Here is a 25,320-nt window from a genome sequence, read left to right on the forward strand (position 1 = left end):
CGCGGGAGGTGGCACACATGCGGACCATCGAGGTGTTCGACACCACGCTGCGGGACGGCGAACAATCCCCTGGAATTAACCTCAGCCGGGAAGAAAAATTGGAGATCGCGCGTCAGTTGGGCCGTCTGGGCGTGGATGTCATCGAAGCCGGATTCGCGGCGGCGTCGCCGGGCGATTTTGAGTCCGTGGCGGAAATTGCCCGGGAGGTGCGCGGGTTGACCGTGTGCAGTTTGGCCCGCAGTGTCCAGTCGGATATCGACAGGGCGTATGAGGCCCTGCGGGATGCCGAGGACCCGCGAATCCACGTCTTTCTGGCAACCTCGGACATCCATCTTCAGCACAAGCTGAGATTGACCCGGGAACAAGTTCTGGAACAGATCGACGCCGCCGTTCGCTATGCGGTCAAGTATATGAGCAACGTGGAATTCTCGGCTGAAGATGCGGGGAGGACGGACATCGACTTTCTCTGCCAAGTGGCCGAGGTGGCGATCCGAGCCGGGGCCAAGGTGTTCAATGTCCCGGACACGGTGGGTTATCTGACGCCCCAGGAGTATGCGGGAAAGATCCGGGCCTTGCGGGAGCGGGTGCCCGGGATTGCAAAGATCAAGCTGTCCAGCCATTGCCACGACGATCTGGGGATGGCGGTCTCGAACACCCTGGCGGGCATCGAGGCGGGAATCACCCAGGTGGAGGTCACGATCAACGGCATCGGGGAGCGGGCGGGCAACGCCTCTTTGGAAGAGGTGGTCATGGCATTGGCGACCCGGCCGGATTTCTACCAGGCGAAAACGAACATTGTGCTCAATCAGATCTACCGCACCAGCCGACTGGTGAGTAAACTCACAGGATTCGTGGTGCCGCCGAACAAAGCCATCGTCGGGGCGAATGCCTTCGCGCACGAATCCGGCATTCACCAGGACGGGGTACTGAAAGAGAAGCTGACTTACGAGATTATGAAACCTGAAACGATCGGGGTGGCGGAAAGCAAACTGGTGCTCGGCAAACACTCCGGGCGCCACGCCTTCCGGGAAAAGCTGACGGAGATGGGCTATCAGCTCTCCGATGAAGAGGTCAATGAGTTGTTTAAACGTTTCAAAGACCTGTGTGACAAAAAGAAAACGGTGACGGACGACGACATCGCCGCTTTGGTGGACGATAGTCATACCGTGGAACGCTCGGACCTCTATCAACTGGAGTACCTGCACATCTCCGCCGGCAACACCGCCGTTCCCACGGCGACGCTCCGGGTGCGGCTGGCGGACGGGACCGTGGTGGAAGAAGCCGCGGTGGGCAACGGCGCCGTGGACGCTATTTACCAAGCTATCGATCGGGTGACGGGGGGAGCGACTGAACTGGTGAGTTATCAGATTCAATCGGTCACCGGTGGCCGGGATGCCCTCGGCGAGGTGCGGGTCCAGGTGCGGCAGGGTGAAGCCGTGGTGAGCGGCCGGGGTGTGAGCACCGATGTATTGGAAGCCAGTGCGAAAGCCTACCTGGATGCTGTGAATCGGTTGGCAGCGGGGCAGGGGCGGTCTGCGGGTGCAGCCCGGGTGAAAGCGGGTGTCTGAAAAGGTCTATCGCCTTGCCCTGCTGCCTGGAGACGGAATCGGACCCGAGGTGGTTCAGGCAGGGCGGCGGCTCATCGAAGCCGTCGCCGGGGCCTTGGGTCACGAGGTGATCTTTGAGGAACACGCCATCGGCGGGGCGGCCATTGAAGCCTTTGGAGAACCGCTGCCCGAGGGCACCTTGAAAGCCGCCCGGGAGGCCGACGCCGTGCTCCTCGGTGCTGTGGGAGGCCCCAAATGGGACCGGCTGGGGGGCAATCGCCGCCCCGAGGCGGGCCTGCTCGGGATTCGGAAAGCCCTTGGCGTTTATGCAAACCTGCGTCCGGTGCGGGCCTATACGCCCCTTCTCGGTTCCTCCCCTCTGCGCCGGGAAAAGGTGGAAGGGGTGGATCTCCTGATCGTCCGGGAGCTGACGGGCGGACTGTATTTTGGCCCGAAACGCCGGGAGCCCATCGACGGCGGCACGCGGGTGGTGGACGAGCTGGTGTACACCACGCCGGAAATCGAGCGTATCGTCCGCCTGGCCTTCGACGCCGCCCGGAAAGCGGGAAAAGGGCTGACTTCCGTGGACAAGGCCAATGTGCTCGAAAGCTCTCGCCACTGGCGGGAAGTGGTGGAGCGGGTGGCAACAGACTACCCCGATGTGCCCTTTGGCCACATGCTGGTGGATAACTGCGCCATGCAATTGGTTCGCAGTCCGAACCAGTTCGGGATCATTGTCACGGAAAACATGTTTGGCGATATTCTCAGCGATGAAGCGGCGGTGCTCACCGGCTCGATCGGGATGTTGCCCTCCGCCAGCCTCGGCGATGGGCCAGGACTGTACGAGCCTGTTCACGGTTCAGCGCCGGATATTGCTGGACAGGGCCTTGCGAACCCTTTGGGGACGCTCTTGTCTGTCGGGCTGATGTATCGTTTTAGCCTGAATGAACCCAGGGCGGAGGAGGCCATCGTCCGAGCGGTAAACCGTGTGCTGGCGGAAGGGTATCGCACGGCCGACTTGGCGGGCCCGGGGGACCGCATCAGCCGGACGGAGGAGATCACCGATGCCGTTCTCGAAAGGTTGGAACTCGAGTAAGTCGGTCTGAGAAGCAGTGGAGTCTGGCGGAACGTGCCCGGGAGGGATTCCCCCCGGGCGCTTTTCGTGTACAATGGGATGTGTATCTGGAAAGAGACAACCTCACCGTCTCCATGGAACCGGCGAGGCTGAAGAGACCGGGGGGAACATTGTGGAACGGGGTACGCACGGCCGGGCGATTTCGGCTGCGGGGAGCGACTTATGGACACTGATGCGCCCCCGTCAATGGATGAAAAACGTCTTTGTCTTGGCGCCGGTGTTTTTTGCCGGAAAGATCGGCAACTGGGGCTCCCTGTGGGCCACGGTGGCGGCCACGGTGGCATTCTGTTTCATGAGCAGTGCCGTCTACGTGGTCAACGATTTCATGGACATGGACAGGGATCGGGCTCACCCGAAAAAAAAGCACCGCCCTTTGGCGTCCGGCCGGGTGTCCCCGGGGCCGGCGGTGGTTTTGGCCGCCGCTCTATTTGTGGCGGCCGAGTGGTTGGGCTGGGTGGCGGACACGGGCGCAGGCGTGCCGACGGTGCTGCTGATCTACGGGTCGATGAATTTGCTGTATAGCACTGTCTTGAAACATTATGCCATCGTGGACGTGTTAATCATCGCCTTGGGGTTTGTCCTCCGGGTGGTGGCCGGGGCGTTTGCTGCTGAAGTGCCGCCGAGCCCGTGGCTTTTGCTGACAACCTTCCTGTTGGCCTCGGTGCTGGGGCTATGTAAACGGCGGGCGGAACTGGCTGCCCTGGAGGACCAAGCGGCGGTACATCGGGCCAATCTCGGCGTATACACGGTGGACCTCCTCAACCAGCTGATTTCGATCTCGACAGCCGCCACCATTATGACGTACGCCATGTACACCTTCAGCGGACCTCAAGGTCCCAGAGCCATGGTGACCGTTCCCTTTGTCGTGTACGGTCTCTTTCGCTATCTCTATTTGGTCAATCAGAAAAATGAAGGAGAGAATCCCGATCAGATTGTGGTGCGAGACCCCCCCTTTGTGATCAACGGCCTCCTGTGGGTGGGGGCGAGTTTTGCCGTCGTCTATTGGCCGTGGCTCTAAAAGGAGTGAGCGCTGATGGCAGCTGATTGCATTTTTTGCCGCATTGTGCGCGGCGAATCCCCTGCACGCAGGGTATACGAAAACGCGCATGTTGTCGCCTTTCACGATATCGCCCCCCAGGCCCCGGTCCACGTCCTGGTGATTCCCCGCCTCCATATTGCATCAGTTTTGGAGCTCGGCGAGGAGGAGGTGGAGATCCTGAAAGGGGTCCACGAGGCGATCCGTCGGGTGGCGGAGGAGACGGGCGTGGCCACAACCGGATTTCGGGTGGTCACCAATTGCGGGCGGGACGGCCATCAAACGGTGTTTCATCTCCATTATCACATATTGGGCGGCCGGCGGCTCGGCTGGCCGCCGGGTTAAATCGAAGCCGGAGTCGGGGATTCAAAAACGAGGAGGCTGGGACACGTGGACGGGACAAAACCGTTAGCCGGATTAAGAATCGTTGATTTTTCTCGACTTCTCCCCGGCCCCTTTGGAACGTGGCGACTGGCACAACTCGGGGCCGAGGTCCTCAAGGTGGAGGATGTGCGGGGCGGCGATCCCATGCGGTTGTTCGGACCGCTCTACGATGCGGTCAATCGAGGGAAACAAAGCGTTGCCCTGGACCTCCGCGAGGAAACGGGCCGTCGCCAAGCCCTCGCCTTGATTCGGGCCGCGGACGTGTGCATCGAGAGTTATCGCCCGGGAGTGATGAAGGCGATGGGGCTGGACGAACCGTCTGTTCGGCAGCTCAATCCCCGGCTCATCTACTGTTCAGTGACCGGCTACGGGCAGAAAGGGTCCTGGGCTGAGCTGGCCGGCCATGACATTAACTACTTGTCCGTTACCGGTGTGACGGCGGTGACCGGCGTTGCCGTCGGCGATGAGGAGCATTTGGCAGTCCCGGGGATTACTGTGGCCGACTATGCCGGCGGGGTGGCGCTGGTGGAGGCGGTGCTCGCCGCCCTGTGGCGCCGGGAACGCACCGGGGAGGGGGCTTACCTCGACGTTGCGATGCAGGATATGCTTTTGTCCTTTCAAGCGGTGAATGGAGCCCTGGCCCGGGCGGGTTTGCCCACGGGTCCGGAGAAACAAGAGCTCAATGGCGGAGTGGTCTGCTACCATCTGTACCGGGCGAAGGATGGTTGGGTTTCCCTGGGTGCACTGGAACAAAAGTTTTGGGATCGATTCTGTCAAGGTGTGGGTCGGCCACAGTGGCGAGACAAAAGCCGGTCTTCCGCATCCCCGGATAATCCGGTGTACCGGGAGATGGTGGAATTATTTCGATCCCGGCCCCGGGATGAGTGGGCGACCCTGGGCGAACAGTGGGACTGCTGTTTGATGCCGGTTCTCACCGTTCCCGAGGTGGTCGAACGGTTTTCCGACCACCCCGCATTTCGCCAGGGCCGAGGTCCGGCTCTGGGAGAACACTCGTGGCCGTGGGTTCGAGAGGCCCTGGCGTCGGCAGACTGAACGACGATCTGCCCGAGCAGTTCTGTGGGTCAAATTCGCGGGTAGATATTCCGCCGATGGGTGTCCAGGGCTGTTTCATAAAGCCGTTCCTGGCTGTTTAAGGGTTCCTCCGCTTCCCCGGGGGTTATGCGCACGTAGGTGCCGTCCGACAACAATTGACGGCGCTTCACGTTGTCGGCCAATTGGGTCTCCAGAATTTCGATCACCCGGCGCTTGAGCCTCGGATTGAGCACCGGAAACAAGGTCTCCACCCGGCGTTCCAGATTGCGGGTCATCCAATCGGCACTGGATATCCACACCTTTTCCCGGCGCCCGGCGCGAAAACAGTACGCCCGCCCGTGTTCCAAGAAGCGGCCGACGATGCTGTGGACGCGGATGTTTTCGCTCACTCCGGGTATCCCGGGCCTCAGGCAGCAAATGCCGCGAATGATCAGGTCGATTTGAACGCCGGCGCAGGACGCCCGATACAGCGCTTGAATCATTTCCTTATCCGTCAATGCGTTCATCTTTGCGAGAATGCGTCCGGGCTGTTCCGGGGTGGAGTGGGCGATCACCTCTTCGATCTGCTCGACAAAGGCCTCCTCCAGCCCCCAAGGCGCCACTCGAAGGTGATGCAGCTCGGGCAGGGAGGAATAGCCGGAGAGCTGATTGAAAATCGAAGAAACATCTTCACCGATCAGTTCGTTGGCGGTGAAAAGGCCGAAGTCGGTGTACAGGCGAGCCGTATTTTCATTGTAATTCCCGGTGCCGAGGTGGACATAGCGCCGGAGCCGGTCTTTCTCCCGGCGCACCACCAGAATCATTTTGGCGTGGGTTTTCAGTCCCACCAGGCCGTAGATGACGTGACAGCCGGCCTTTTCCAATTGTTTTGCCCACACGATATTTTTTTCTTCGTCAAATCTCGCCCGGAGTTCCACCAAAACGGTGACTTGCTTGCCGTTTTCCGCCGCTTCGGCCAGGGCCGCCACGATGGGGGAATCGCCTCCGACCCGGTACAGGGTTTGCTTGATGGCCAAAACCTGGGGATCCTGAGCGGCCTGGCGCACGAAATGCACCACGGGTTCAAAGGATTCATAGGGGTGATACAGGAGGATATCCCGCTTGCGGATGGCCTCGAAGATATCCTGCTCCCCCCGGAGATCCGTCGGGAGGATCGGGGGGTAATCCACAAAACGGAAGGCTTCGAACCCGTCTTGGTTGACAAACCGAAACAGGAAGGTCAAATCCAGAGGCCCCTCCAATTCAAATACTTCCTGGGGGCTGACCTCCTCCCACTCTTCCAGCACCTCCCGCAGGTACGGGTGCATGTCCCGCTCCACTTCAATCCGAACCGCATCTGCCGTCTTGCGCTTCTTCAGTTCTTTTTCGATCTCCTCGAGGAGATCTTCCGCCGCATCCTCGTTAAGGGTTAAATCGGCGTTTCGAGTGATGCGAAAAGGGCTCGCCGATAAGATGTGCTTCCCCCGAAACAGATCCTGCAGGTGCATGCGAATCACTTCTTCGAGCAGGATATAAGTCCGTTTGCCACCTTCCGCCGGCAACTCGATGAACCGGGGCAATACGCTGGGGACCTGGACAAAGGCAAACAGATAGGGCTCTTTTTCCGGATCCTCCGATTCGATGAGCACCGCCAGGTTCAGGCTTCGGTTGAGGAGCATCGGGAACGGCCGGCTGGCGTCCACCGCCATGGGCGTCAACACCGGGTAAATCATTCGGTCGAAAAGATCCGAGACGTAGGCTTTCTGTTCCCGGTTCAACTGTTTGGCCCCGATGAAGGAGATCCCCGCCTCTTGCAGCAACGGGACGAGCACTTCCCGCCAGGCGTGCATCTGGTCGCGCATGAAGTCCCGACTGCGCCGCAGGGCCGCGTTCCACTGCTCCATGGCGGACATCTTCGTTTTGTTGTCGGGAACGTTGCTTCCCGTCTTGATTTGTTCCTTCAGCCCCGCGATGCGCACCATAAAGAATTCATCCAGATTGGAGCTGGTGATCGCCAGGAACCTCAAGCGTTCGAACAAGGGGTTGCCGCTGTCCAGGGCTTCCTCCAACACTCGCTCGTTAAAGGACAACCAACTCAGTTCTCGATTGATATAATAGGCCGGGTTCTCAAAGTCTTGAGGCGTGGTCAAGATCATCGACCTCCAACCGTATCTCGCGCTGAAAAACCTTTCGACATTTCTTGGTCCATTCCAAAGCCAGGTCTAACTCAATTCCCAAAGGTTGCCTCGCCTTCACAATCAGCTTCCAGGCCCGGCCATCGGGTTGAAGGTCGAGGCCGGTGACGACACCGGTTTCCGTGCGGTCAAAGGCCCGGACCAGTCGCAGGATCACTCCCAACTGAGTGATGGTCGGGATATCCTCTTCGTCGAAAAATTCCTGATACATAGAAAGGTAAGTTTGAATCTGCTTGGTGCTTTTGAAGGCTGCAATGGCCGCCGCCATGACGCGGTCCCGGTGGCTGATCCCGAAAAGGGGAATCTGAAGGAGCAGGTAAAAGGTGTGTTTACTCGTATTATAGATACTGATGGCTCGACCGATGTCGTGGAGGAGCGCCGCCACCTGAAGCCAGCGCCGATGTTCTTCGGACGCTTCCACCAAGCCGTGGTTCACCATGGCCGTAAACAATCGATCCGCCAGTTTCCATACGTGAAAGGCATGGTTCCGGTTCAGGCCAAACTGATCGTGGATGTTTTCAATGCTGTACATCAGGGTGTCCGGGAGCAACTCCTGTCCCCGAATGTGCAGAATATGTTCCATCAATACCCCGTCTCGCAAGCCTTTGTTGCTGATGACGAACCGGGACGTGCCCACTCGCTTCAGGATCTGATCCAATATTGCCAGCCCCGCCGTGATAATGTCCGCCCGGTCGGCGGACAGGCCAGTGATGTTCCTGCGTTTGACGATGGGCATGGAGCGAACCATGTCGAGGATCGCCGTGACCTCTGTGGGCCACATCTCGTATCCGTGGAGAATCAGCAGGGGATAATGCCGCCGGCGCTGATGAATGCGCGCCAAAGATCGCGCCGTCCCCCCCATGCCGATCACCGGGAATCCCAATCCCGTGAGCCACGGGCGGCGGTCCAGTTCTCTCTGAATGACCCGATCCAAGTTTTTCATGTCCTTCATGGACGGAAGATCACTTCGGAGAAACTCCCGGGTCAAGGAGACGGCGCCGTAGGGAATGGAGTCGGCCCGCACCAGGCGGCGGTCGCGAAAAACGGTGATCTCCGTGCTGCCGCCGCCGATGTCCACGGTGACCCCTTCTTCCAGCGCCAGCGAATTCACCACCGCCAGGTATCCGTACCGGGCTTCCTCCTCACCGCTGACCACCCGGAAAGGGATCCCGGTGGCTTCATAGATCCGCTTGAGCACTTCCTCCCGGTTTACGGCCATGCGAACGGCCTGGGTGGCGATTCCCGTGATGTGGGTTACCCCATACGCTCGGCACAACTGGCAGAATTGCTCCAATACCCGAAGCGCCGCCTTGATCCCGGCTTCGGCGATTCGCCCATCGTCCCCCAAGTGGCTGCTGAGACGAACGGTTTGTTTAAGATTATCGATTTCTTGTTGAGTGCCCTGTGAACCAAGTCGATAGATGACCAAGCGGACGGAGTTGGATCCAAGGTCGACAACGGCTCCGAGTTCGTGGCTCATCCCAATGAATTCCTCCGTTGTTTTCTCAGGGGACCACCAAGCTTTATTTCTATTGTACAGCATTCCCGGAGGTCTTTCGACACGCCTGGCTGGTGAACGCCGGGACCGAGGCCAACGAAATGGCGATTGAGCTGGACCGGCTGGCGACGGAGAAAACGCACATCATCGCCACCCTCGGGTGGGGACACGGCAATACCCCGGACACCAGCGTGGCCGGGGTCACTGCAATCTGGAGATTTTTTCCGATATTTGATGGGCGGCTTTTGTGACGAGGCGTGTAAGAGAACCTGCGGTCTCTCGGCGCAGCCGGACTTCGGGACCGGCCAGGCTGACGGCTGCGACGACATGGTCATGGGCGTCCCGGATCGGCGCGGCCACGCAATACAACCCCACCTCGTACTCTTCATTGTCAATGGCGTAGCCCTGCCGTCGGATCGACCGCATCTCTTCATAAAATCGGTCCGGGTCGCTGATGGTGTTGGGGGTCATCGGCGTCAGTCCTTGGGTCACGACCTGCCGCACGTACCGGTCGGGTTGAAAGGCAAGCTGAACCTTGCCGAGTCCCGTACAATAAGCGGGCATGCGACCTCCGATCTTTGTCTCGATGCGGATCGCCCGTTCCGATCGCAGCTTGGCCAGATAGTAAACTTCCGTCTGTTCCAAAACGGCCAAATGAACGGTCTCCCCGGTGGTTTTCACCAACGACTCCATGACAGGAGAAGCCACTTGAAGGAGTTTCGGCAACGGTGAAACGGATCGGCCCCAGTCCAGAACCTTCAGGCCCAAACGGTACTTCTTCCCCGGCGTTTGTACCAAGACCTTTTGTTTGCAGAGAGACTTGACAATGTGGTGGACCGTGCTCTTGTTCATATTCAGCTGCGAAGTGAGTTCGGAAATTCCCAACTCTGTTTTCTCGGGAGTAAAACAGTTCAAAATGTTAACGACATGATCGACCGACTTGATCATGGTGCTCCCCCCTAACCATAGATCGACGAGAGAGTCTTGTCTCATTTCGAGCCGGTGTTTCTACCTTACCTAAATTATTATTGACTCAACCCGAACTTGGTTTCAAGTGGATGGCGTACATTTCAAGCGGCGTACCGAAAAACGCGTGTGGCATGAAAGAGGGAGGCGCCGGTTGGATGAACCCGCAGGGTTCCGTGCGGTGCCGAAAACACAAAACGGGGTTCGCTATAACGCCCGGTTTCTGTTGAAGGTGAAGAGGCAGTTTCATTTCGCAGATGGTTTCAAAAGTCGTACATGCACAGATCGTGCAGTCAGCAGGGGCGGGTTTCAAGAAGACCGAATGGCGGGATAGAGTAAATCGACAAACAAGTACGGCGACATTCGTCGAGATTCGCACTTACTTTTGATTCACAATCGCTTTACAATCAAAACGCAAACGAAAAGGTTTGCTGAAATCAAAACGAAAGGAGATTTTCAGAACAATGGGTATCATGCGACTGGGAAGGGTAGAAGCCCGGGTGCTGGACCTGGAGAAAAGCATTGACTACTACTCCAATGTGATCGGGCTGCAACTGATGGCCCGGGAGAACGGCAAAGCGTATTTCAAAGCCTGGGATGAAGAGGATCATCACAGCCTGATCCTGACCGAGGCGGATCACGCCGGCTTGGTTCATCTTGCGTTCAAAGTGCGGTACGAACATGAGTTGGACGAGTTTGAAAAATCACTCGAAAACTACGGGGTCCGGGTGAACCGGGTGTCGAAGGGGACGAGGCTGGCCGAGGGACAAGCGATTCGCTTTGAACTGCCCACGGGGCACCTGGTGGAGTTGTATCACGAGATCGAACGGGTGGGCAATGGCCTGAAGCTGAATCCGGATCCGTATCCCGAGAATCTGAAAGGCATTGCGCCTCCCCAGTTGGACCACCTCCTCATCACCGGAGAGGATGTACAAGGGGCGACGGATCTGCTCATGAAAGTGTTTGATTTCCACATGAGCGAGAGGATTGTCACCCTCGACGGTGAGCAGCTGCTGGCGGTATGGTTGTTCAGGACCAACACCCCCCATGACATCGCCATTCTCAAAGGCCCGAACGGAAAGTTGCATCACTTTGCCTTCACATTGGGCAGCTGGAACGATATTTTGCATGCGGCGGACATTCTCGGGAAGAACAATGTGGCCTTCGACGTCACGCCGACCCGGCACGGAATCACCCGGGGCACGACGATCTACTTCTTCGACCCGTCCGGGAACCGCAACGAAGTGTTCAGCGGCGGCTACATCCCCTGCGAAGATTTCACGCCGGTGACGTGGACGGAGGATCAGTTGGCGAGAGGGATTTTCTATCACATGAGGGAACTGAATGAACGGTTCAGCACGGCGCTGACCTGAGCACCGGGTACAAACAAAGGGGGCGAAAGGAGCGGCTGGGCGATGGCCGATGGGTACCGGATCACTGTCCTCGGGAAAGGACGGGAATTCACCTGCAATCACGATCAGGACGTTTTGGCTGCAGCTGTCGCCCAAGGCGTACGAAGCATCAAACGGGGATGTCGGGGCGGAGGATGCGGCTTGTGCAAGGTGCGGGTGGTGGAGGGTTCGTACGAGCTCGGCAAGACCTCCGTGGCGGTGCTCCCCCGGGATGAAAGGGAACGGGGGTTTGTTCTGACGTGCAAGACCACCCCCAAGTCGGATCTGGTCATCCGTTTGACAGAAGACTCATGAGAAGGGGAGGAAGCGAATGGCGTTTCAGCCCAAAACCATCGAACCGATTCGGAAACAGCCCTGGGATTGGCTGACGAAAAATGAGTATGAAGAGGTCACGGTTCGGGAACAGCCGTATCTCCACGGACATTACCGATTCAAATACGGTAAAACGGAGTACGACATCTACGACCCGCGGTTCACACGGATCCGGGTCAAAGATTGGGACGCCTTCCGCGATCCCAAGCGTCTCTGGTACGAGACCTACACCCTGAGCCGCAAAAAAATGGCGGAAGATGTGGAGGGCGTTTTCGACCGGGCCCAGAAGCTGGGAATCTACAATTGGGTATCCGATTCTTGGAAGGCATTCGCAAAAGATTTTTATACTCCGCTTCGCCATTACGAATATGCGGGCGCAGTCCAGCTGCAACACGTGGTGCGTTATGCCATGGGCTGTCCAATCGAGCAGACGGCGACCTACACCGCTTTCGACAAACAGGGACGCGCTCAGTGGCTAAGCGTATGGGCTCTTGAGGTGGTCGGCGACGAAGGCCTGCCCGCTTTGGAACGGGGCCGGGATCTTTGGGTGAATGACAAAGCTTACGACGGGCTGCGTCGATATATGGAGCACGTCCTGGTCGCCGAGGACTGGGCGGAAGCGTTGGTCGCATTGCATCTGACCCTGGGACCGCTTCTGGACAGGATCTTGTACCAAGAGATGAACGAGGTGGCCTTGGCACACCGGGATGCGGTGATCTCCGAGCTGGCGTTGGTGTGCGCGGAACAGGTCCAGTGGCAGGAACAATGGACGGAGACGCTGTTCAAGATGGTGGCCGAGGATCCGACCCTAAGTCGCTGGGAGTATCTCAAGGCGCTCGGTTATGAAAATTGGCCGGGAGATTACCGGTGGGGGAAGACACTGAGCGATCCTCGGTTAACTCCTGAGGAGGAAAAAACGAACCAAGAAATTCTGGAATCCTGGGTCAATCAGTGGTTGCCCAGGGCGGTAGAGGCTGTGAAATCACTTCAATCCCTCATGGACCGGCACGGCATCGCGTTCTCGGTCGAACAATCGGTCGACCGGAATCTTCAGGAAAACGTTTATCCAAGACTGCAACGAATGGGTATTCTCGCACACGCGCCTGTGTGAAAAAGGGAGGGTTCGGGGATGACTGTGGACCAGGGCCAATATGTGGGGATGGATTTGGACAAGAACGGCGGCCCGGTGGTGGATGCCATTGTCGAAGCCATTCAGGCGGACAATCCGGGGGTTGAATTGGTTGACTTCAATGTCTATGTCAAAGTGAAATCGCCGATGAAATTGCTGTTGCGCCGGGAGAAAGTGGAGGAGGCTCTCGGTAGGGATTGGTCGATGGACGAGTTGCATGTGTTCATGTCTTCTTATTTCGGATTCATCGAAGAGTGGGACGAGGATCATCTCGTCATTCGATGGAACCGCGACAATTGATGGATCAAAGCGAGACGGATCCGAAGGAGGAATCGAGATGGCGAAACTTTCGGCGGGTGCCAGGTACAAGGCGCTGACCAGGGATTTGATGTGGGACCCGAAAGACGTGGATTTTAAGCAGATTTATCCGTTGGTGGAAGCCGAGGGCATCCGCATCAAAGATCCGAAGCGGTGGGAAGACCCCTTTCGGATGACCTTCAATCAATATGTCAAGATTCAAGCGGAAAAGGAACACCTGCACCACGCGATTCGAAGTGCTTTCGAAGCGAACCACGGACACGCCCGAATCGTGGACAGTCGGTGGTTTGAAGGGGTCAAAGCGTTTGCGGTGGCCGTCCAGCCGGCGGAGTACTCGGCTCATCGGCTCATGGCGTATATCGGGCGCAACATTCCGATCGAGGCGATTCGTTTCGCGACCTTCAATCAAGCGGTGGATGAGTTGCGGCATGCCCAAATTGAAATTAAACATTACGCTCACATGAGCAAGTACTACGACGGTCTGCACGCTTATGCAAAAACCAATGAGAACCTGTGGTTTAACACGGTGCCGAAATCCTTCTTTGACGACGCCCTCACCTCGGGTCCTTTCGAAGCGCTGATTGCCATTGCGTTCTCCTTTGAATACGTATTTACGAACATTTTGTTCCTGCCTTTCGCCGCGTCGGCTGCGGCGGTGGGGGATGAGCATTTCGCATCGGTGGGCAAGAGCGTGCAATCCGACGAGTCGCGCCATATGGCCCTGGGGATGGCGGCCTTGAAAATGTTGCTGGAAGAAGATGATCGCAATATCCCCATCGTTCAGCGGTGGCTGGACAAATGGTATTGGCGTTGTTATCGAATCTTTTCCGTGATCTCGACCTTGGTGGATTATTATCCTCGGGTGCGGGCCATCTCCTGGAAGAAAGCCTTTGAAATGTATGTGGAAGATCAGGTTCTGAACGGGTTGTTTAAAGACCTGTACAAGTACGGGATCCGGCCGCCGCGGAATTTCGAGGATACGATCAAAGAGAAGGAGCACTATTCCCACGCGACCATGCGCATTCTCGATCATTACAAGCATGCGAACTACTTCCGCGGGTTCCGGTTACAGCCGGACGATTACGAATGGCTGTCCAATGAGTATCCCAATACGTTTGAACGCTATTATGCTCCGTTCTTCCGAAAAATGGACGATCATGTGATGGCGGTGGCCGCTCCCGGTCTGCCGGCGGTTTGCGCGGTCTGTCAAGTTCCCTGCGAATTCCCGGATCCCGATCATCCGGATCGGATGTGGACCCAATATGCCGAGTACAACGGCAAAACGCACATGTTTTGTTCCCCCGGCTGCAGGGATATCTTCCTCGAAGAACCGGAAAAATACATGCAGTGGTGGTGGCCGGCGGAATCGTATCTGTCCGGAGAGTTTGGGCCGACCCTGTCGGACATGTTCGAGTACTTCGGGTTCACCCCGGAGGAAGCCAACGAGCACTACAGTTCTCGGGACTATCACCGGTGGATCCGCTATCGGGAACAGTTGGGCCTGGATAAAACGTTTCAAGTGGTGTAGAGAGGAGCGATCGGCGTGTTCGTCTGGGTCAGAGTGACGTTTGACGACCGGTTTCTTTGTCACCAGGGGCTGCCTGTACAGCCGGAGATGAAGGGAAAGGAATTGCTAGATGCCATAACCAAGATGTGGGAGCTGCCGGGGGACCGGGCGTATCGAGTGGTGCGCGTTCATCCAAGCGGAATGAAGGAGATCGAATTAGAACGCACCCTTCAGGAGAATGGGATTCGGGACGGGGACCCTGTGGATCTTGAGGTGGCCTGATGGAGGGAACGCACATGATGGGAGATCCCGGGTCCGTTCAAGAAGGACAATACGTCGATGCTGGCGGTGTTCGCACGCATTTCCATGTGCAGGGAGAAGGCCCGCGTGTTGTGCTGATTCACGGCTCGGGGCCCGGGGTGTCGGCGTGGGCCAACTGGGGAAGGATTCTTCCCCGGTTGGCTGCTCGGTTTCGGGTATACGCCCTGGATGTGGTGGGCTTCGGCAAAACGGAGCGCCCAGAGGGGATCCGATACCATCTCGAAACGTGGGTTGAACATGTGAAAAACTTTATGGACGCGGTGGATGCCGTACCGGCCCTTGTGGTGGGCAATTCCATGGGTGGAGCGGTGGCCCTGCGGCTGGCGGCGACCCATGCAGAATATGTCCGTGGGCTCGTGTTGATGGGGTCGGTTGGTGTACCCTTCCGGATCACCGAAGGATTGGATGCCGTTTGGGGTTACCGGGCTCGAGGAATTGAAGAGATGGAGCGGATTCTCGATATTTTTTCGTTCAATAAAGCTCTACTGACTCCGGAATTGGCTAAACTACGTTATGAAGCCAGTCTGGAACCTGAGTCCCGCTCGGCATATGAACAGATGTTTCCCGAACCGCGGCAGCGCCATGTGGACGCGATGGTGACGCCGGACGACGCAGTTCGCAAAATCGACCGGCCGGCTCTGGTGATTCACGGACGTGAGGATCGGGTGATTCCGGTGGACAATTCGTACCGACTGTTCCATCTGTTGCCCAACGCGGAGCTTCATGTCTTCGGCCGTTGCGGCCATTGGACCCAGATCGAGCGCCGGGAGGAATTCTGCGAGCTGGTGGAGAGTTTTTTCGAACGGGTTTCTCGGTTCGAAGACTAGGAGGGATTGAATGACGCCTTCAGTGCCGCGAAGGGAAGATGCTTCATGAAGGCCCGTCAGTTGTTGCTCGATCAACTGCTGGAGATCAACCCCCGAACGGGCATTATTACCCTCAATGGAAGCCGCATGGCTTTGATGGAGACCTCGGCTCTCGGTCTATTGCGGAGAGATCTGGTGGCCACCTTGGGCATGGATCGGGCAAAAGGGTTTCTCATGCGGTACGGTTACGCATGCGGGCAGAGTGACGCCAAGGCGGTACGATCGATGTTCGAGTGGGATTCTCCCGATGAGTTATTTTTGGCGGGGCCTCAGTTGCATACCGTGGAAGGTATTGTGACGGTGGAACCGTTGGAGCTGAATGTGGATTGGGAGTCCGGTTCAATGGTGTTCACCGGGGAATGGCGCCACTCCTATGAGGCGGATGAACATCTGCACCATTTCGGCGTGAGTGAAGAGCCGGTTTGCTGGACGTTGGTGGGTTATGCCAGCGGATATCTGACGGAGATTTTCGGCCATCGGGTTTTGGTTTATGAACCTGAATGTCGTGGACAAGGGGATGCGCGGTGTGTGTACACAGCGAAAAGTTGGAATCTGTGTACGGATGCCGAGCGTCTCCTCGGCCGCTACTACGAAGCGGAATCGTTGGCCACAGAATTAGACGCGGCTTACCAACGGATCTCGCTTCTGAATCAGACCTGGAGGGAGTCGGTGGCTCTTCACCGAAGGTTAAGTGACCTGATGTTCGAGGGAAAAACCCTGGATGAAATCGTTCGGGTCATCGGCGACGCCCTGCATCGCAGCGTCTTTGTTGAGAATCAGAAGGGCCGTTTGTTGTCGGAGTCGGTCATGAAACTCGACCATCGGAATGCCTATCGAAATTGGAAGGCTCGGTCCGGCTCGGCGGCCCAAATGGGAAAAACGATTTCAGCCGGGAAAACCGAATGTTGGGAGTACGACGCGACCTATGTAGAGGTCTTGGTGATCGGAACCTCAACCCATTCTTTTGGACATCTTTGCCTGATCGGCGAAGAACCTCTTGCTGAAGAGGAGTTGATTCTGGCGGAGCGTGCAAGCAACATCTGTGCCATACAGCTGTTTCAAGAACGGCTTATCGTTCAAGAAGCTCGTCTGCATCTGGCCGATTTCCTCGACGAAGTGATCAGCGGTCGATTTGATGAGCAGACACTGATTCGCCGCGCCAGGCTGCTGGATATTGATCCCGAGGAACCGCGGCGCATGATGGCGTTCCGTGTTGAGCCCGAGGAAGAACTGTTGGAAGTGTGTGAGTACGTTCGGCAAAAATATCCGGGGTTTGAAGCATTCCCAAAAAACGGATATTTGATCGGCCTGTACTCTTTGTCGCAGCTGCGCAGGTGGGGGGATGGGGTGGATGAGTTCCTCCTATCGGTGTTGAACGCGTGCGAGAAAAAGTTTAAGGTCGTCCGAATCTTGGCCGGCTGCGGTCGGCTGGCGGAATCGGTGGGAAACATCGGATACAGTTATGACGATGCCGTGAGTATTGTTGATTTTCTCGAAGTTCTTGAAAATAGCGGGGTATCCCTTCGCTCGCGGTACGGTGTATACGAACAATTCCAAACATTGCTGCTGATTGTGAAGGCGGCCCCTCATAAGGAACTGGCCGATTTTTACCGGTCGGTCCTGGGTCGATTGGAAGAGTACGATCGAACGCACCAAGGAGAACTGTTGCCCACCTTGCGGGCTTATTTAGAACACACCGGAAACATTCGAAAAGTCGCCGGTGCCCTGTATGTATCGGAAACCGGTTTGCGATATCGAATTCGAAAAATCGAGGAACTGTGCCAGGTCAACCTGGATGACGGGGGGGATCGGTTCAAAATTCACTTGGCGTTGCAAATTCATGACAGTTTGTGTACCCGAAAGGGCTCCGTGACGCGTCGGAAAACAGACAGATGAAGTTCGGAGGCCCGTGTTGTGATCGAATGGAACCTGAATGGACGAAAGGGTGTTCGGTGTGAGTATTACTCAGCAACCCACGTTAACATACAAGATCCGCGTGGAGCCGCGAGGGGTTGAAATCAGTTGCAAAGAAGGCCAAACGGTCCTGGATGCGGTGCTGCGCAGCGGTCTGGCCGTTCCCTACGGCTGCAAACACGGCAACTGTTCTGCCTGTAAAGCTCGGGTCCTGGAAGGAGATTACCGGTTGATGGATCGGGTCTCCGAGTTCGCCTTGATGGGATTCGAGCGGGACGAGGGGTATATCTTGATGTGCAGCACGTTGCCGGAGAGCGATTTGGTCGTGGAGGTCGAAGAGGAAGACGAGGAGCCGGGGGTGCAGTTGTTCCCGGTTTACGATTTCGAAGCGGTGGTTCAAGACAATACGGCCTGCACTCATGACATTCACCGTATCCGCCTGGACCTGATCGAACCCGGGGATATCCCCTATGCGGCCGGGCAATTCTTCGAGTTTCGGATTCCGGAGTCGGAAGAAACGCGGGCGTACTCGGTGGCGACCCCGTACCGTCCGGGTGAACCGCTGGAGTTTCACGTCAGAAGGGTACCGGGGGGTGTGGGCTCGAATTACATGTGCGGCCTACAGCCGGGAGAGCGGGTGATCGGTTCGGGACCGTATGGGAAAATGCAACTGCGGGATCGCAACAAAAATTTGCTCTTTGTCGCCGGCGGTTCCGGAATGGCCCCGATCAAAGGCTTGTTGGAAGAGTTGTTCTCGACTTCTTACGATTATGAAGCGTGGTTTTTCTACGGCGCGAGGTCCGTCCGAGATCTGTACCTGGCCGATTATTGGCGAGAGATGGAGCAGAAGCACGCCAACTTTCATTTTATTCCAGCTCTGTCCGAACGTGATCCGGCAGAGCCGTGGGACGGGGAAGAGGGATATATTGCCGATGTGGTGGCGCGGCAATTTGAACGGTTTGACGGCATGGACGCCTACCTGTGCGGTCCCCCGATGCTGATTCAGACCACGTTGAAAGTGTTGTACAAGGGTGGATTGCGCAGTTCGAACATTTTTTATGACGAGTTTTGAGCAATTTCATAATGTGGGAAAGTCCTCTTGCGGACAGTCATAGACCGTCTAAGATGGAATCATCCACTTCAATTTGGGAACAAGAGGGAGCGAGTGTATGAAGCTGGTACAGCATTTTATCGACGGACGCTTTGTGGAATCGGAGAACGGCCGGCGGTTTGTGAATGTCAATCCGGCGACCGGAGACGTCCTCGGGGAGGTGGCGGAAGGAGGGAAGCCCGAGATCGACCGGGCGGTGGCGGCGGCCCGGCGGGCTTTCGGCGAATGGGGGCGGATGCCCGTGGCGAAGCGATCGGCGATTCTGAATCGCATCGCCGACCTGATCGAGGAACGGAGCGAAGAGTTGGCCCGGTTGGAGACGCTGGATACAGGCAAACCTCTCAGTTTGTCCAGGACGTTGGATATTCCGCGGGCGGCGTACAATTTCAGGTTTTTTGCCGCTTTTGTCAAAGGCCTTGGGACTGAAGCGTTCCAGATGGATGATGTGGCGCTGAATTACGTGTTGCGCCGTCCGGTGGGGGTGGCGGGGCTCATTTCACCGTGGAACCTGCCCCTTTTGCTTCTGACCTGGAAGGTGGCGCCGTGTTTGGCCGCGGGGAACACATGTGTGATCAAGCCGGCGGAACTGACGCCCATGACGGCGACAAAATTGGCGGAGATCTGCCAGGAGGCCGGGCTGCCGGACGGCGTGCTCAACGTGGTGCACGGGTTTGGGCCCGATGCGGCGGGATCGGCGCTGACCGAGCATCCGGACGTGAACCTGATCTCTTTGACCGGAGAGACCACCACCGGCAAAGCGGTGATGCGGGCGGCCGCCACGAACCTCAAGCGGGTGGCCTTTGAACTGGGGGGTAAAAACCCGAACATCATTTTTGCCGATGCGGATTTGGACGACGCCGTGGAGACGACGGTCCGGTCGAGTTTCTCGAACCAAGGCGAGGTGTGCCTGTGCGGATCCCGGGTGTATGTGGAGCGGCCGATTTACGATGAGTTTTTGCGGCGGATGGTGGAGAAAGCCAAAGGTCTGGTTGTGGGCGATCCCTTTGACGAGAAGACCAACGTCGGCGCACTGATCAGCGAAGAGCACCTGCACCGGGTGGAAGGGTTTATCGAGCGGGCGGTGAAAGAGGGTGGCCGGATCCTGGTGGGCGGCCGGCGGCCGGAGCACATGACCCGGGGGTACTACTTGGAGCCGACGATCATTGTGGACGTCGACCGGCGGTGCGAGATCGTGCAACAAGAGGTGTTCGGCCCGGTCATCACGGTCCAGCCCTTCGACAGCGAGGAAGAGGTGATCGAGCAGGCCAACGATACCCATTATGGCTTGAGCGCCACGATTTGGACCACGAACCTCAAGCGGGCCCATCGGGTGGCGGCGCGGCTGGAGGCGGGGATCATCTGGATCAACACGTGGTTTCTACGGGATCTGCGAACGCCCTTCGGGGGGATGAAACAGAGCGGCATCGGCCGGGAGGGCGGCGTGCACAGTTTTGAGTTTTTCACGGAACTGACCAATGTGTGCGTGAAGTTGTGAGGAGGGAGGGTCAGAATGGCAGTGGGGCCGGACGTGTTGGCGGCGTGGTCAGAACGGTTGTTTCGGGCCGAGAGAGAGCGCCGGCCGGTGGAGCCGTTGACGGATCAAGAACCTGGGCTTACGGTCGAGGATGCTTATCAAATTCAGTTGGATGTGGTGCAGCGAAAGCTGGAGTTGGGAGACGAGGTGGTCGGGCACAAGATCGGCCTGACCAGCCGGCCAATGCAGGAAATGTTCGGAGTCGGCGAGCCCGATTACGGCCATCTGTTTCGCTCGATGGCCTACGCGTCCGGGGCGGTGATCGGCTATCCGCTCATGCAGCCCCGGGTGGAAGCGGAGATTGCCTTTGTCTTGAACAAGGATCTGAAAGGGCCCGGCCTGGGGATTCACGATGTCCTGCGGGCCACAGAGTACGTTGTGCCGGCCATTGAGGTGGTGGACAGCCGGATCGAGAATTGGCGGATCAAACTGCCGGATACGGTGGCGGACAACGCGTCGTCCGGATGTTTTGTGCTCGGGGATCGCCCAACGCGAGTTGAGGACGTGGATCTTCAGGTTGTGGGTATGGCCCTCTATGAGGACGGGGAAGTGGTGCAGACCGGAGCCGGGGCTGCGGTACTGGGGCATCCGGCTTTGGGCGTGGCTTGGCTGGCGAACAAATTATCGGAGTTTGGGACGGTGCTGCGAGCGGGCCATGTGGTCCTGTCGGGGGCCGTGAGCGCGGCGGTGAATGCCAAGCCCGGATCGAGGTACGTGGTGAATTTTGGACGGTTGGGTCGGGTGGAAGCGGTATTTCCGGAACGGGAGGGAGAGGCGTGAAGCTGAAGGCGGCCATCGTAGGGTCGGGGAACATTGGGACAGACTTGATGTTTAAGCTTTTGCGCAGTGAATGGGTGGAACCGCGTTGGATGGTCGGGATCGATCCGGAGTCCGAGGGGCTGCGTCGGGCGAAGGAGCTGGGCTTGGAGACGTCGGCGGAGGGGCTCAAGGCGGTGCTGGATCAAGGGGTTCGGCCGGACCTGGTGTTTGACGCCACCAGTGCCAAAGCCCACGTGCGCCATGCCAAATTGTTGAGAGAGGCGGGCATTCAAGCGATCGATTTGACGCCGGCCGCCAGGGGCCCGTATGTCATCGCTGCGGTGAATCTGGGAGAGCACCTGGATGCGCCCAACGTGAACATGGTGACCTGCGGAGGTCAGGCGACGGTACCGATGGTGTATGCCGTCAGCCGGGTGGTGGGGGTGTCCTACGCCGAGATCGTGGCCACCATCGCCAGCAAGAGCGCCGGACCGGGGACGCGGCAAAACATCGACGAGTTTACAGAAACCACGGCCAAGGCGCTGGAGGTCATCGGCGGAGCCCGAAAAGGGAAGGCGATCATCATTCTGAATCCGGCGGAGCCTCCGATTCTCATGCGGGACACGATTTATTGTTTGATCGACGAGACCGGGGACGAGGTTTATGAGCGGATCGACCAGTCCATCCGTGCGATGGTGGCGCATGTCCAGGAGTTTGTTCCGGGGTATCGCCTGAACCGGGACCCGATTTATCGCGACAACCTTGTGAGCATCTCCATTGAGGTCGAAGGACTGGGGGATTTTCTGCCCGTGTACGCCGGGAATCTCGATATCATGACGGCGGCCGCCACCAAAGTGGGCGAAGAATTTGCCAAAAGTCGCCTGGCGATTCAGCGTTGACGGATAGGAGGGAAACCATGGAAAAGCGGACGATTCGAGTGACGGATGTGACCCTTCGGGACGGGATGCACGCGGTGCGCCATCAGTTCAGTGCCGAAGACGCCCGGGTGATCTCCCGGGCGTTGGATGAGACGGGAGTGGCGATCATTGAAGCGACGCATGGAGACGGTTTGGGCGGCAGTTCGGTCCAGTACGGTTTTTCCAAAGAGACGGAAGAAGACTACCTGCGGGCGGTGTGCGAGACGGTCAAGCGCAGCAAAGTCGCGGCCCTGCTTCTGCCGGGGATCGGAACCGTTGAAGACATGAAGCGAGCCGCGGAGTATGGAATCCGCGTGATTCGGGTGGCGACCCACTGCACCGAGGCGGACATTTCAGAGCAGCATATTGGGGAAGCGAGGAAAATGGGGTTGGAGACGGTGGGATTCCTGATGATGGCCCACATGGTGCCGGCCCAAACCCTGGTGGAAGAAGCGAAAAAGATGGCCTCCTACGGGGCGCAGACCGTGTACGTGGTGGACTCGGCCGGCGCCATGCTCATGGACGAAGTGCGGCAAAAAGTGGCGGCTCTGCGGGAAGCGCTGCCGGAGGAAGTGGAGGTGGGGTTCCACGCCCACAATAACCTCGGGGTGTCGGTGGCCAATTCCATTGCCGCCGTAGAGGCCGGGGCGACCCGGATTGACGCCAGCCTGGCGGGTCTTGGGGCCGGGGCGGGGAACACGCCTTTGGAGGTGTTTGCGGCGGCGGCCGAAAAGGCGGGCATCGAGACCGGGGTGAATCTTTACGCGGCAATGGATGCGGCGGAGGATGTGGTGCGTCCCCGCATGACGCGACCGGTGCAGACCGACCGGGTGAGTTTGACCATGGGGTATGCAGGCGTGTATTCGAGCTTTTTGCTGCACGCTTTCCGAGCGGCGGAGCAGTTTGGCGTGGATGCTCGGGACATCCTGGTGGAGTTGGGCAAACGGAAGGTGGTCGGCGGCCAGGAGGACATGATCGTCGACGTGGCGGTGGAGCTGGCGCGCCAGAAGAAAGCGGCGGTGTCCGCCGGATCGTGAGTGCCTCGGGGATCTCCCCGGGGTTGCGGTACCGAGCGAACGGTTCGGGGGTGCCGGGTAGTGTCGCGCCGTCCGCGGCATAGCAAATGCGGGTGAGGGAGGGATCTGTGGCGTGGATCTTGAGTCATTGGCCCGGCGGGTGAGTGAGCATCAGCGTAAAGGTCTTGCAATGAAGAAATTGACATTGGAATATCCGGAACTGACGGTGGAGCAGGCGTATCGCATTCAGGCTCTTTCTGTGGAGCGGTCCGTGGCGGAAGGGGATCGGTTCGTCGGGTGGAAGATGGGGCTGACCAGTCGGGCGAAGCAGGTATCGGTGGGGGTGGATGAGCCGATTTATGGGCGGCTGCTGGCTTCCATGGAACTTCGCGAGTCCCTGCTTTCGGTCGGCGGCTTGGTCCACCCCCGCGTGGAACCGGAGTTGGCTTTCGTGCTGAAAGAAGGACTCCACGGGGAGTCGGTGACGCCCCGGGAGGTTTGGCGGGCGACGGAATGCGTGGTTCCGGCGTTGGAAGTGATCGATAGCCGATACGAGAATTTTTCGTTCACTCTGGTGGATGTCGTGGCGGACAATGCCTCATCGGCCCGGTTTTACCTGGGAGAACAGGGGTTTTCTCCGTATGGGGCGAGGTGGGATGAGGTCGGGGTCGTGATGCGCAAGAACGGTGAGGTGGTGCAGACCGGGGCCGGGGCGGCGGTGTTGGGCCATCCGGTGCGATCGGTGATGATGCTGACGCGTATGCTCGCCCGGGAAGGGTTGGGACTGGAGCCCGGGATGGTGGTTTTGACCGGGGGGATCACCGAAGCGGTCCCGGTGCAACCGGGGGATGCGGTGGAGGTGTCCTACGAGGGGCTCGGGAGCTTGGAGCTGAGGGTGGGCCGGTAGCCTTCGGTTCCGGGTTGCGGATGCGTTTATTCTGAACATGCGGGCATCGGTGAGAGGTTTCAGGTTGTCACGAGAAACGAGGTGAACTCGATGCCTCTGGTGCAGCTGCACATTCTGGAAGGCCGGTCGGCCGAGGTGAAAAAGAGGGCGATCGAAGAGGTGACCGAGGCTCTTCACCGCAGCCTTGGAGCGCCCCGGGAGAATATTCGGGTTGTGATTTACGAGATCCCCAAGTCCCATTGGGCGGTGGGTGGGGTCACGATGGAAGAGAAACAACCGGAACATGTCACCACTTCGGGCGGTTCGTAATCTGTGGATGGAGGTGAAAGGGAGATGAGCGAGACCAAAGCGGTTCGGCAGACCTATGCTCTCACACACACCGCAGCTTTTGCGATGGTGGAAGCCGCCGTCTCCAAAGCCCAGGAGATCGGGGTTCGGCTGAATGTGGCGGTGGCGGATGCCGGGGGAAATCTTTTAGCGTTCTTACGCATGGACGGAGCGCCGCTTTTGAGCGGAAAGATTGCCCAGGACAAGGCGTATACCGCCGCGGCATTCGGCAAGGCGACGGGGGACTGGTATGCCTTTATCAAGGATGACCCGGCCCTTTTGCACGGGATTGTTCACACGGACCGGTTGGTGATCTTCGGCGGCGGCCTGCCCATCTATTGTGGAGACCATCTGCTTGGCGGGATCGGCTGCTCGGGGGGATCCGCCGAGGAGGACACCCTTTGTGCCGCGGCAGGACTGGCGGCGCTGGAGAGCCACTTGCACGGGCAATAAGAGAATCTCGGCTCATCACGAGAACGGTGCAATGTGGGAAACAAAACAAGTCATCGGTACAAGTGAGCGGGACCTCGCGGCGGGTCTCGTTTTATCTTGGGGGGTATTCGCCGAGGTGCGAAAAGGGATAAACTGGAGTCCACGGTTGGAAGCAAATCGCTTCTATGAAGAATCACCGGATTCCTATGCATTCATGTATGAGTGATTATAATGGAGGGAAGGGGGGATGAGAAATGGATGCGAAGGCGTTTCGGCAAGTGATGGGGTTGTTCGGTACTGGAGTTACGGTGGTGACGGTGCCGGACGGGGACGGGGCCCACGGAATGACGGCCAATTCCTTTACGTCGGTGTCCTTGGATCCACCGCTGATTCTGGTCTCGGTGGACCGGCGGGCTCGCACCCACGAGCTCATTCGGGAGGCCGGGAGGTTTGGGGTGAGCATCCTGCGGGAGGAACAGGAGGGGGTTTCTCGGCATTTTGCGGGGAAACCGGATCCCGCGGTGGCGGTCGATTTGGAGTATGAATGGCCCGAAGACATTCCGGTGTTGGCGGGAAGTCTGGCCCAGATCGCGTGCCGGTTGTGGGCGGAATACGACGGCGGGGATCACACCCTTTATGTGGGGGAGGTCCTGCACCTATCCGCGAATGAGGGGCGGCCCTTGTTATTTTTCCAAGGCCGGTATCGGAGACTTGGGGAGATTTTGTGAACGCCGCTCATATACAT

General features: G+C 58.2%; 26 protein-coding genes. 23 read left to right on the plus strand and 3 right to left on the minus strand.

Annotation, left to right across the window (positions count from 1 at the left end; translation table 11 throughout):
• Positions 1-8: 8 nt before the first annotated feature.
• The 5 genes from BTUS_RS04780 to BTUS_RS04800 all read left to right on the plus strand — a co-directional run bounded on the left by BTUS_RS04780 (position 9) and on the right by BTUS_RS04800 (position 5,155).
• Positions 9-1,568, plus strand: a complete 1,560-nt coding sequence (locus BTUS_RS04780; protein ID WP_280990929.1) for a 2-isopropylmalate synthase — start codon at positions 9-11, stop codon at positions 1,566-1,568.
• Positions 1,561-2,643, plus strand: a complete 1,083-nt coding sequence (leuB, locus tag BTUS_RS04785) for a 3-isopropylmalate dehydrogenase (protein ID WP_013074980.1) — start codon at positions 1,561-1,563, stop codon at positions 2,641-2,643. Before BTUS_RS04780 ends, leuB begins: the two co-directional genes overlap by 8 nt.
• 151 nt (positions 2,644-2,794) lie before the next feature.
• On the plus strand, positions 2,795-3,700 hold the full coding sequence (locus tag BTUS_RS04790; protein WP_013074981.1) for a decaprenyl-phosphate phosphoribosyltransferase: 906 nt from the start codon (positions 2,795-2,797) through the stop codon (positions 3,698-3,700).
• A 15-nt stretch (positions 3,701-3,715) separates the two neighbouring features.
• On the plus strand, positions 3,716-4,063 hold the full coding sequence (locus BTUS_RS04795; RefSeq protein ID WP_013074982.1) for a histidine triad nucleotide-binding protein: 348 nt from the start codon (positions 3,716-3,718) through the stop codon (positions 4,061-4,063).
• A 45-nt stretch (positions 4,064-4,108) separates the two neighbouring features.
• Entirely contained in the window at positions 4,109-5,155 is a 1,047-nt protein-coding gene (locus tag BTUS_RS04800; RefSeq protein WP_013074983.1) for a CaiB/BaiF CoA transferase family protein, read from the plus strand.
• Positions 5,156-5,184: 29 nt separating this feature from the next.
• Here BTUS_RS04800 and BTUS_RS04805 read toward each other — a convergent pair whose 3' ends face one another.
• Positions 5,185-7,284, minus strand: coding sequence for an RNA degradosome polyphosphate kinase (locus BTUS_RS04805; RefSeq protein WP_013074984.1), 2,100 nt, complete (start codon positions 7,282-7,284; stop codon positions 5,185-5,187).
• On the minus strand, positions 7,262-8,809 hold the full coding sequence (gene ppx / locus BTUS_RS04810) for an exopolyphosphatase (RefSeq protein WP_013074985.1): 1,548 nt from the start codon (positions 8,807-8,809) through the stop codon (positions 7,262-7,264). Before ppx ends, BTUS_RS04805 begins: the two co-directional genes overlap by 23 nt.
• 17 nt (positions 8,810-8,826) lie before the next feature.
• Here ppx and BTUS_RS18345 point away from each other — a divergent pair, with 17 nt between their 5' ends.
• On the plus strand, positions 8,827-9,078 hold the full coding sequence (locus tag BTUS_RS18345) for a hypothetical protein (RefSeq protein WP_041303741.1): 252 nt from the start codon (positions 8,827-8,829) through the stop codon (positions 9,076-9,078).
• Here the strand turns inward: BTUS_RS18345 and BTUS_RS04820 are convergent.
• Positions 9,029-9,775, minus strand: coding sequence for an IclR family transcriptional regulator (locus tag BTUS_RS04820; protein ID WP_013074986.1), 747 nt, complete (start codon positions 9,773-9,775; stop codon positions 9,029-9,031). The two genes, BTUS_RS18345 and BTUS_RS04820, sit on opposite strands and share 50 nt — an antisense overlap.
• Positions 9,776-10,257: 482 nt before the next feature.
• Here BTUS_RS04820 and BTUS_RS04830 point away from each other — a divergent pair, with 482 nt between their 5' ends.
• From BTUS_RS04830 to BTUS_RS04910, 17 genes are all read left to right on the plus strand, one after another.
• Positions 10,258-11,166 (plus strand): catechol 2,3-dioxygenase, encoded by a 909-nt coding sequence (locus tag BTUS_RS04830; protein ID WP_013074987.1) that lies wholly within the window; start codon positions 10,258-10,260, stop codon positions 11,164-11,166.
• A gap of 42 nt (positions 11,167-11,208) precedes the next feature.
• Positions 11,209-11,499, plus strand: a complete 291-nt coding sequence (locus BTUS_RS04835; RefSeq protein WP_013074988.1) for a 2Fe-2S iron-sulfur cluster-binding protein — start codon at positions 11,209-11,211, stop codon at positions 11,497-11,499.
• 16 nt (positions 11,500-11,515) lie between these two features.
• Positions 11,516-12,628: a ferritin family protein gene (locus tag BTUS_RS04840; protein WP_013074989.1), complete on the plus strand. Its 1,113-nt coding sequence runs from the start codon at positions 11,516-11,518 to the stop codon at positions 12,626-12,628.
• An 18-nt stretch (positions 12,629-12,646) separates the two neighbouring features.
• Complete coding sequence (locus BTUS_RS04845; protein ID WP_013074990.1) at positions 12,647-12,946, plus strand: MmoB/DmpM family protein; 300 nt, start codon at positions 12,647-12,649, stop codon at positions 12,944-12,946.
• A 37-nt stretch (positions 12,947-12,983) separates the two neighbouring features.
• Entirely contained in the window at positions 12,984-14,492 is a 1,509-nt protein-coding gene (locus tag BTUS_RS04850) for a YHS domain-containing protein (protein WP_013074991.1), read from the plus strand.
• A gap of 15 nt (positions 14,493-14,507) precedes the next feature.
• Entirely contained in the window at positions 14,508-14,753 is a 246-nt protein-coding gene (locus BTUS_RS04855) for a hypothetical protein (RefSeq protein WP_013074992.1), read from the plus strand.
• Positions 14,754-14,767: 14 nt separating this feature from the next.
• Positions 14,768-15,619 carry an alpha/beta fold hydrolase gene (locus BTUS_RS04860; RefSeq protein WP_013074993.1) on the plus strand — a complete coding sequence of 284 codons (852 nt, stop codon included), beginning with the start codon at positions 14,768-14,770 and terminating at the stop codon, positions 15,617-15,619.
• A gap of 45 nt (positions 15,620-15,664) precedes the next feature.
• Entirely contained in the window at positions 15,665-17,554 is a 1,890-nt protein-coding gene (locus BTUS_RS04865; protein ID WP_013074994.1) for a XylR N-terminal domain-containing protein, read from the plus strand.
• 37 nt (positions 17,555-17,591) lie between these two features.
• Positions 17,592-18,644 (plus strand): NADH:ubiquinone reductase (Na(+)-transporting) subunit F, encoded by a 1,053-nt coding sequence (locus tag BTUS_RS04870; protein ID WP_013074995.1) that lies wholly within the window; start codon positions 17,592-17,594, stop codon positions 18,642-18,644.
• Between the two features lie 97 nt (positions 18,645-18,741).
• Positions 18,742-20,178 carry an aldehyde dehydrogenase gene (locus BTUS_RS04875; RefSeq protein WP_013074996.1) on the plus strand — a complete coding sequence of 479 codons (1,437 nt, stop codon included), beginning with the start codon at positions 18,742-18,744 and terminating at the stop codon, positions 20,176-20,178.
• A gap of 15 nt (positions 20,179-20,193) precedes the next feature.
• Complete coding sequence (locus BTUS_RS04880; RefSeq protein ID WP_013074997.1) at positions 20,194-20,997, plus strand: 2-keto-4-pentenoate hydratase; 804 nt, start codon at positions 20,194-20,196, stop codon at positions 20,995-20,997.
• Positions 20,994-21,875 carry an acetaldehyde dehydrogenase (acetylating) gene (locus BTUS_RS04885; RefSeq protein ID WP_013074998.1) on the plus strand — a complete coding sequence of 294 codons (882 nt, stop codon included), beginning with the start codon at positions 20,994-20,996 and terminating at the stop codon, positions 21,873-21,875. Before BTUS_RS04880 ends, BTUS_RS04885 begins: the two co-directional genes overlap by 4 nt.
• Before the next feature lie 17 nt (positions 21,876-21,892).
• Positions 21,893-22,930, plus strand: a complete 1,038-nt coding sequence (dmpG, locus tag BTUS_RS04890) for a 4-hydroxy-2-oxovalerate aldolase (protein ID WP_013074999.1) — start codon at positions 21,893-21,895, stop codon at positions 22,928-22,930.
• Positions 22,931-23,042: 112 nt separating this feature from the next.
• The gene (locus tag BTUS_RS04895) at positions 23,043-23,816 is read left to right on the plus strand and encodes a 2-keto-4-pentenoate hydratase (RefSeq protein WP_013075000.1); all 774 of its coding nucleotides are present in this window, start codon (positions 23,043-23,045) and stop codon (positions 23,814-23,816) included.
• Between the two features lie 90 nt (positions 23,817-23,906).
• A complete protein-coding gene (locus BTUS_RS04900) occupies positions 23,907-24,125 on the plus strand; it encodes a 2-hydroxymuconate tautomerase (protein WP_013075001.1) in 219 nt (72 codons plus the stop codon).
• 24 nt (positions 24,126-24,149) lie between these two features.
• Positions 24,150-24,596: a GlcG/HbpS family heme-binding protein gene (locus BTUS_RS04905; RefSeq protein ID WP_013075002.1), complete on the plus strand. Its 447-nt coding sequence runs from the start codon at positions 24,150-24,152 to the stop codon at positions 24,594-24,596.
• 233 nt (positions 24,597-24,829) lie between these two features.
• Positions 24,830-25,303 (plus strand): flavin reductase family protein, encoded by a 474-nt coding sequence (locus BTUS_RS04910; protein ID WP_013075004.1) that lies wholly within the window; start codon positions 24,830-24,832, stop codon positions 25,301-25,303.
• Positions 25,304-25,320: the final 17 nt, after the last annotated feature.

It is taken from the genome of Kyrpidia tusciae DSM 2912, assembly GCF_000092905.1.
Lineage (GTDB): Bacteria > Bacillota > Bacilli > Kyrpidiales > Kyrpidiaceae > Kyrpidia > Kyrpidia tusciae.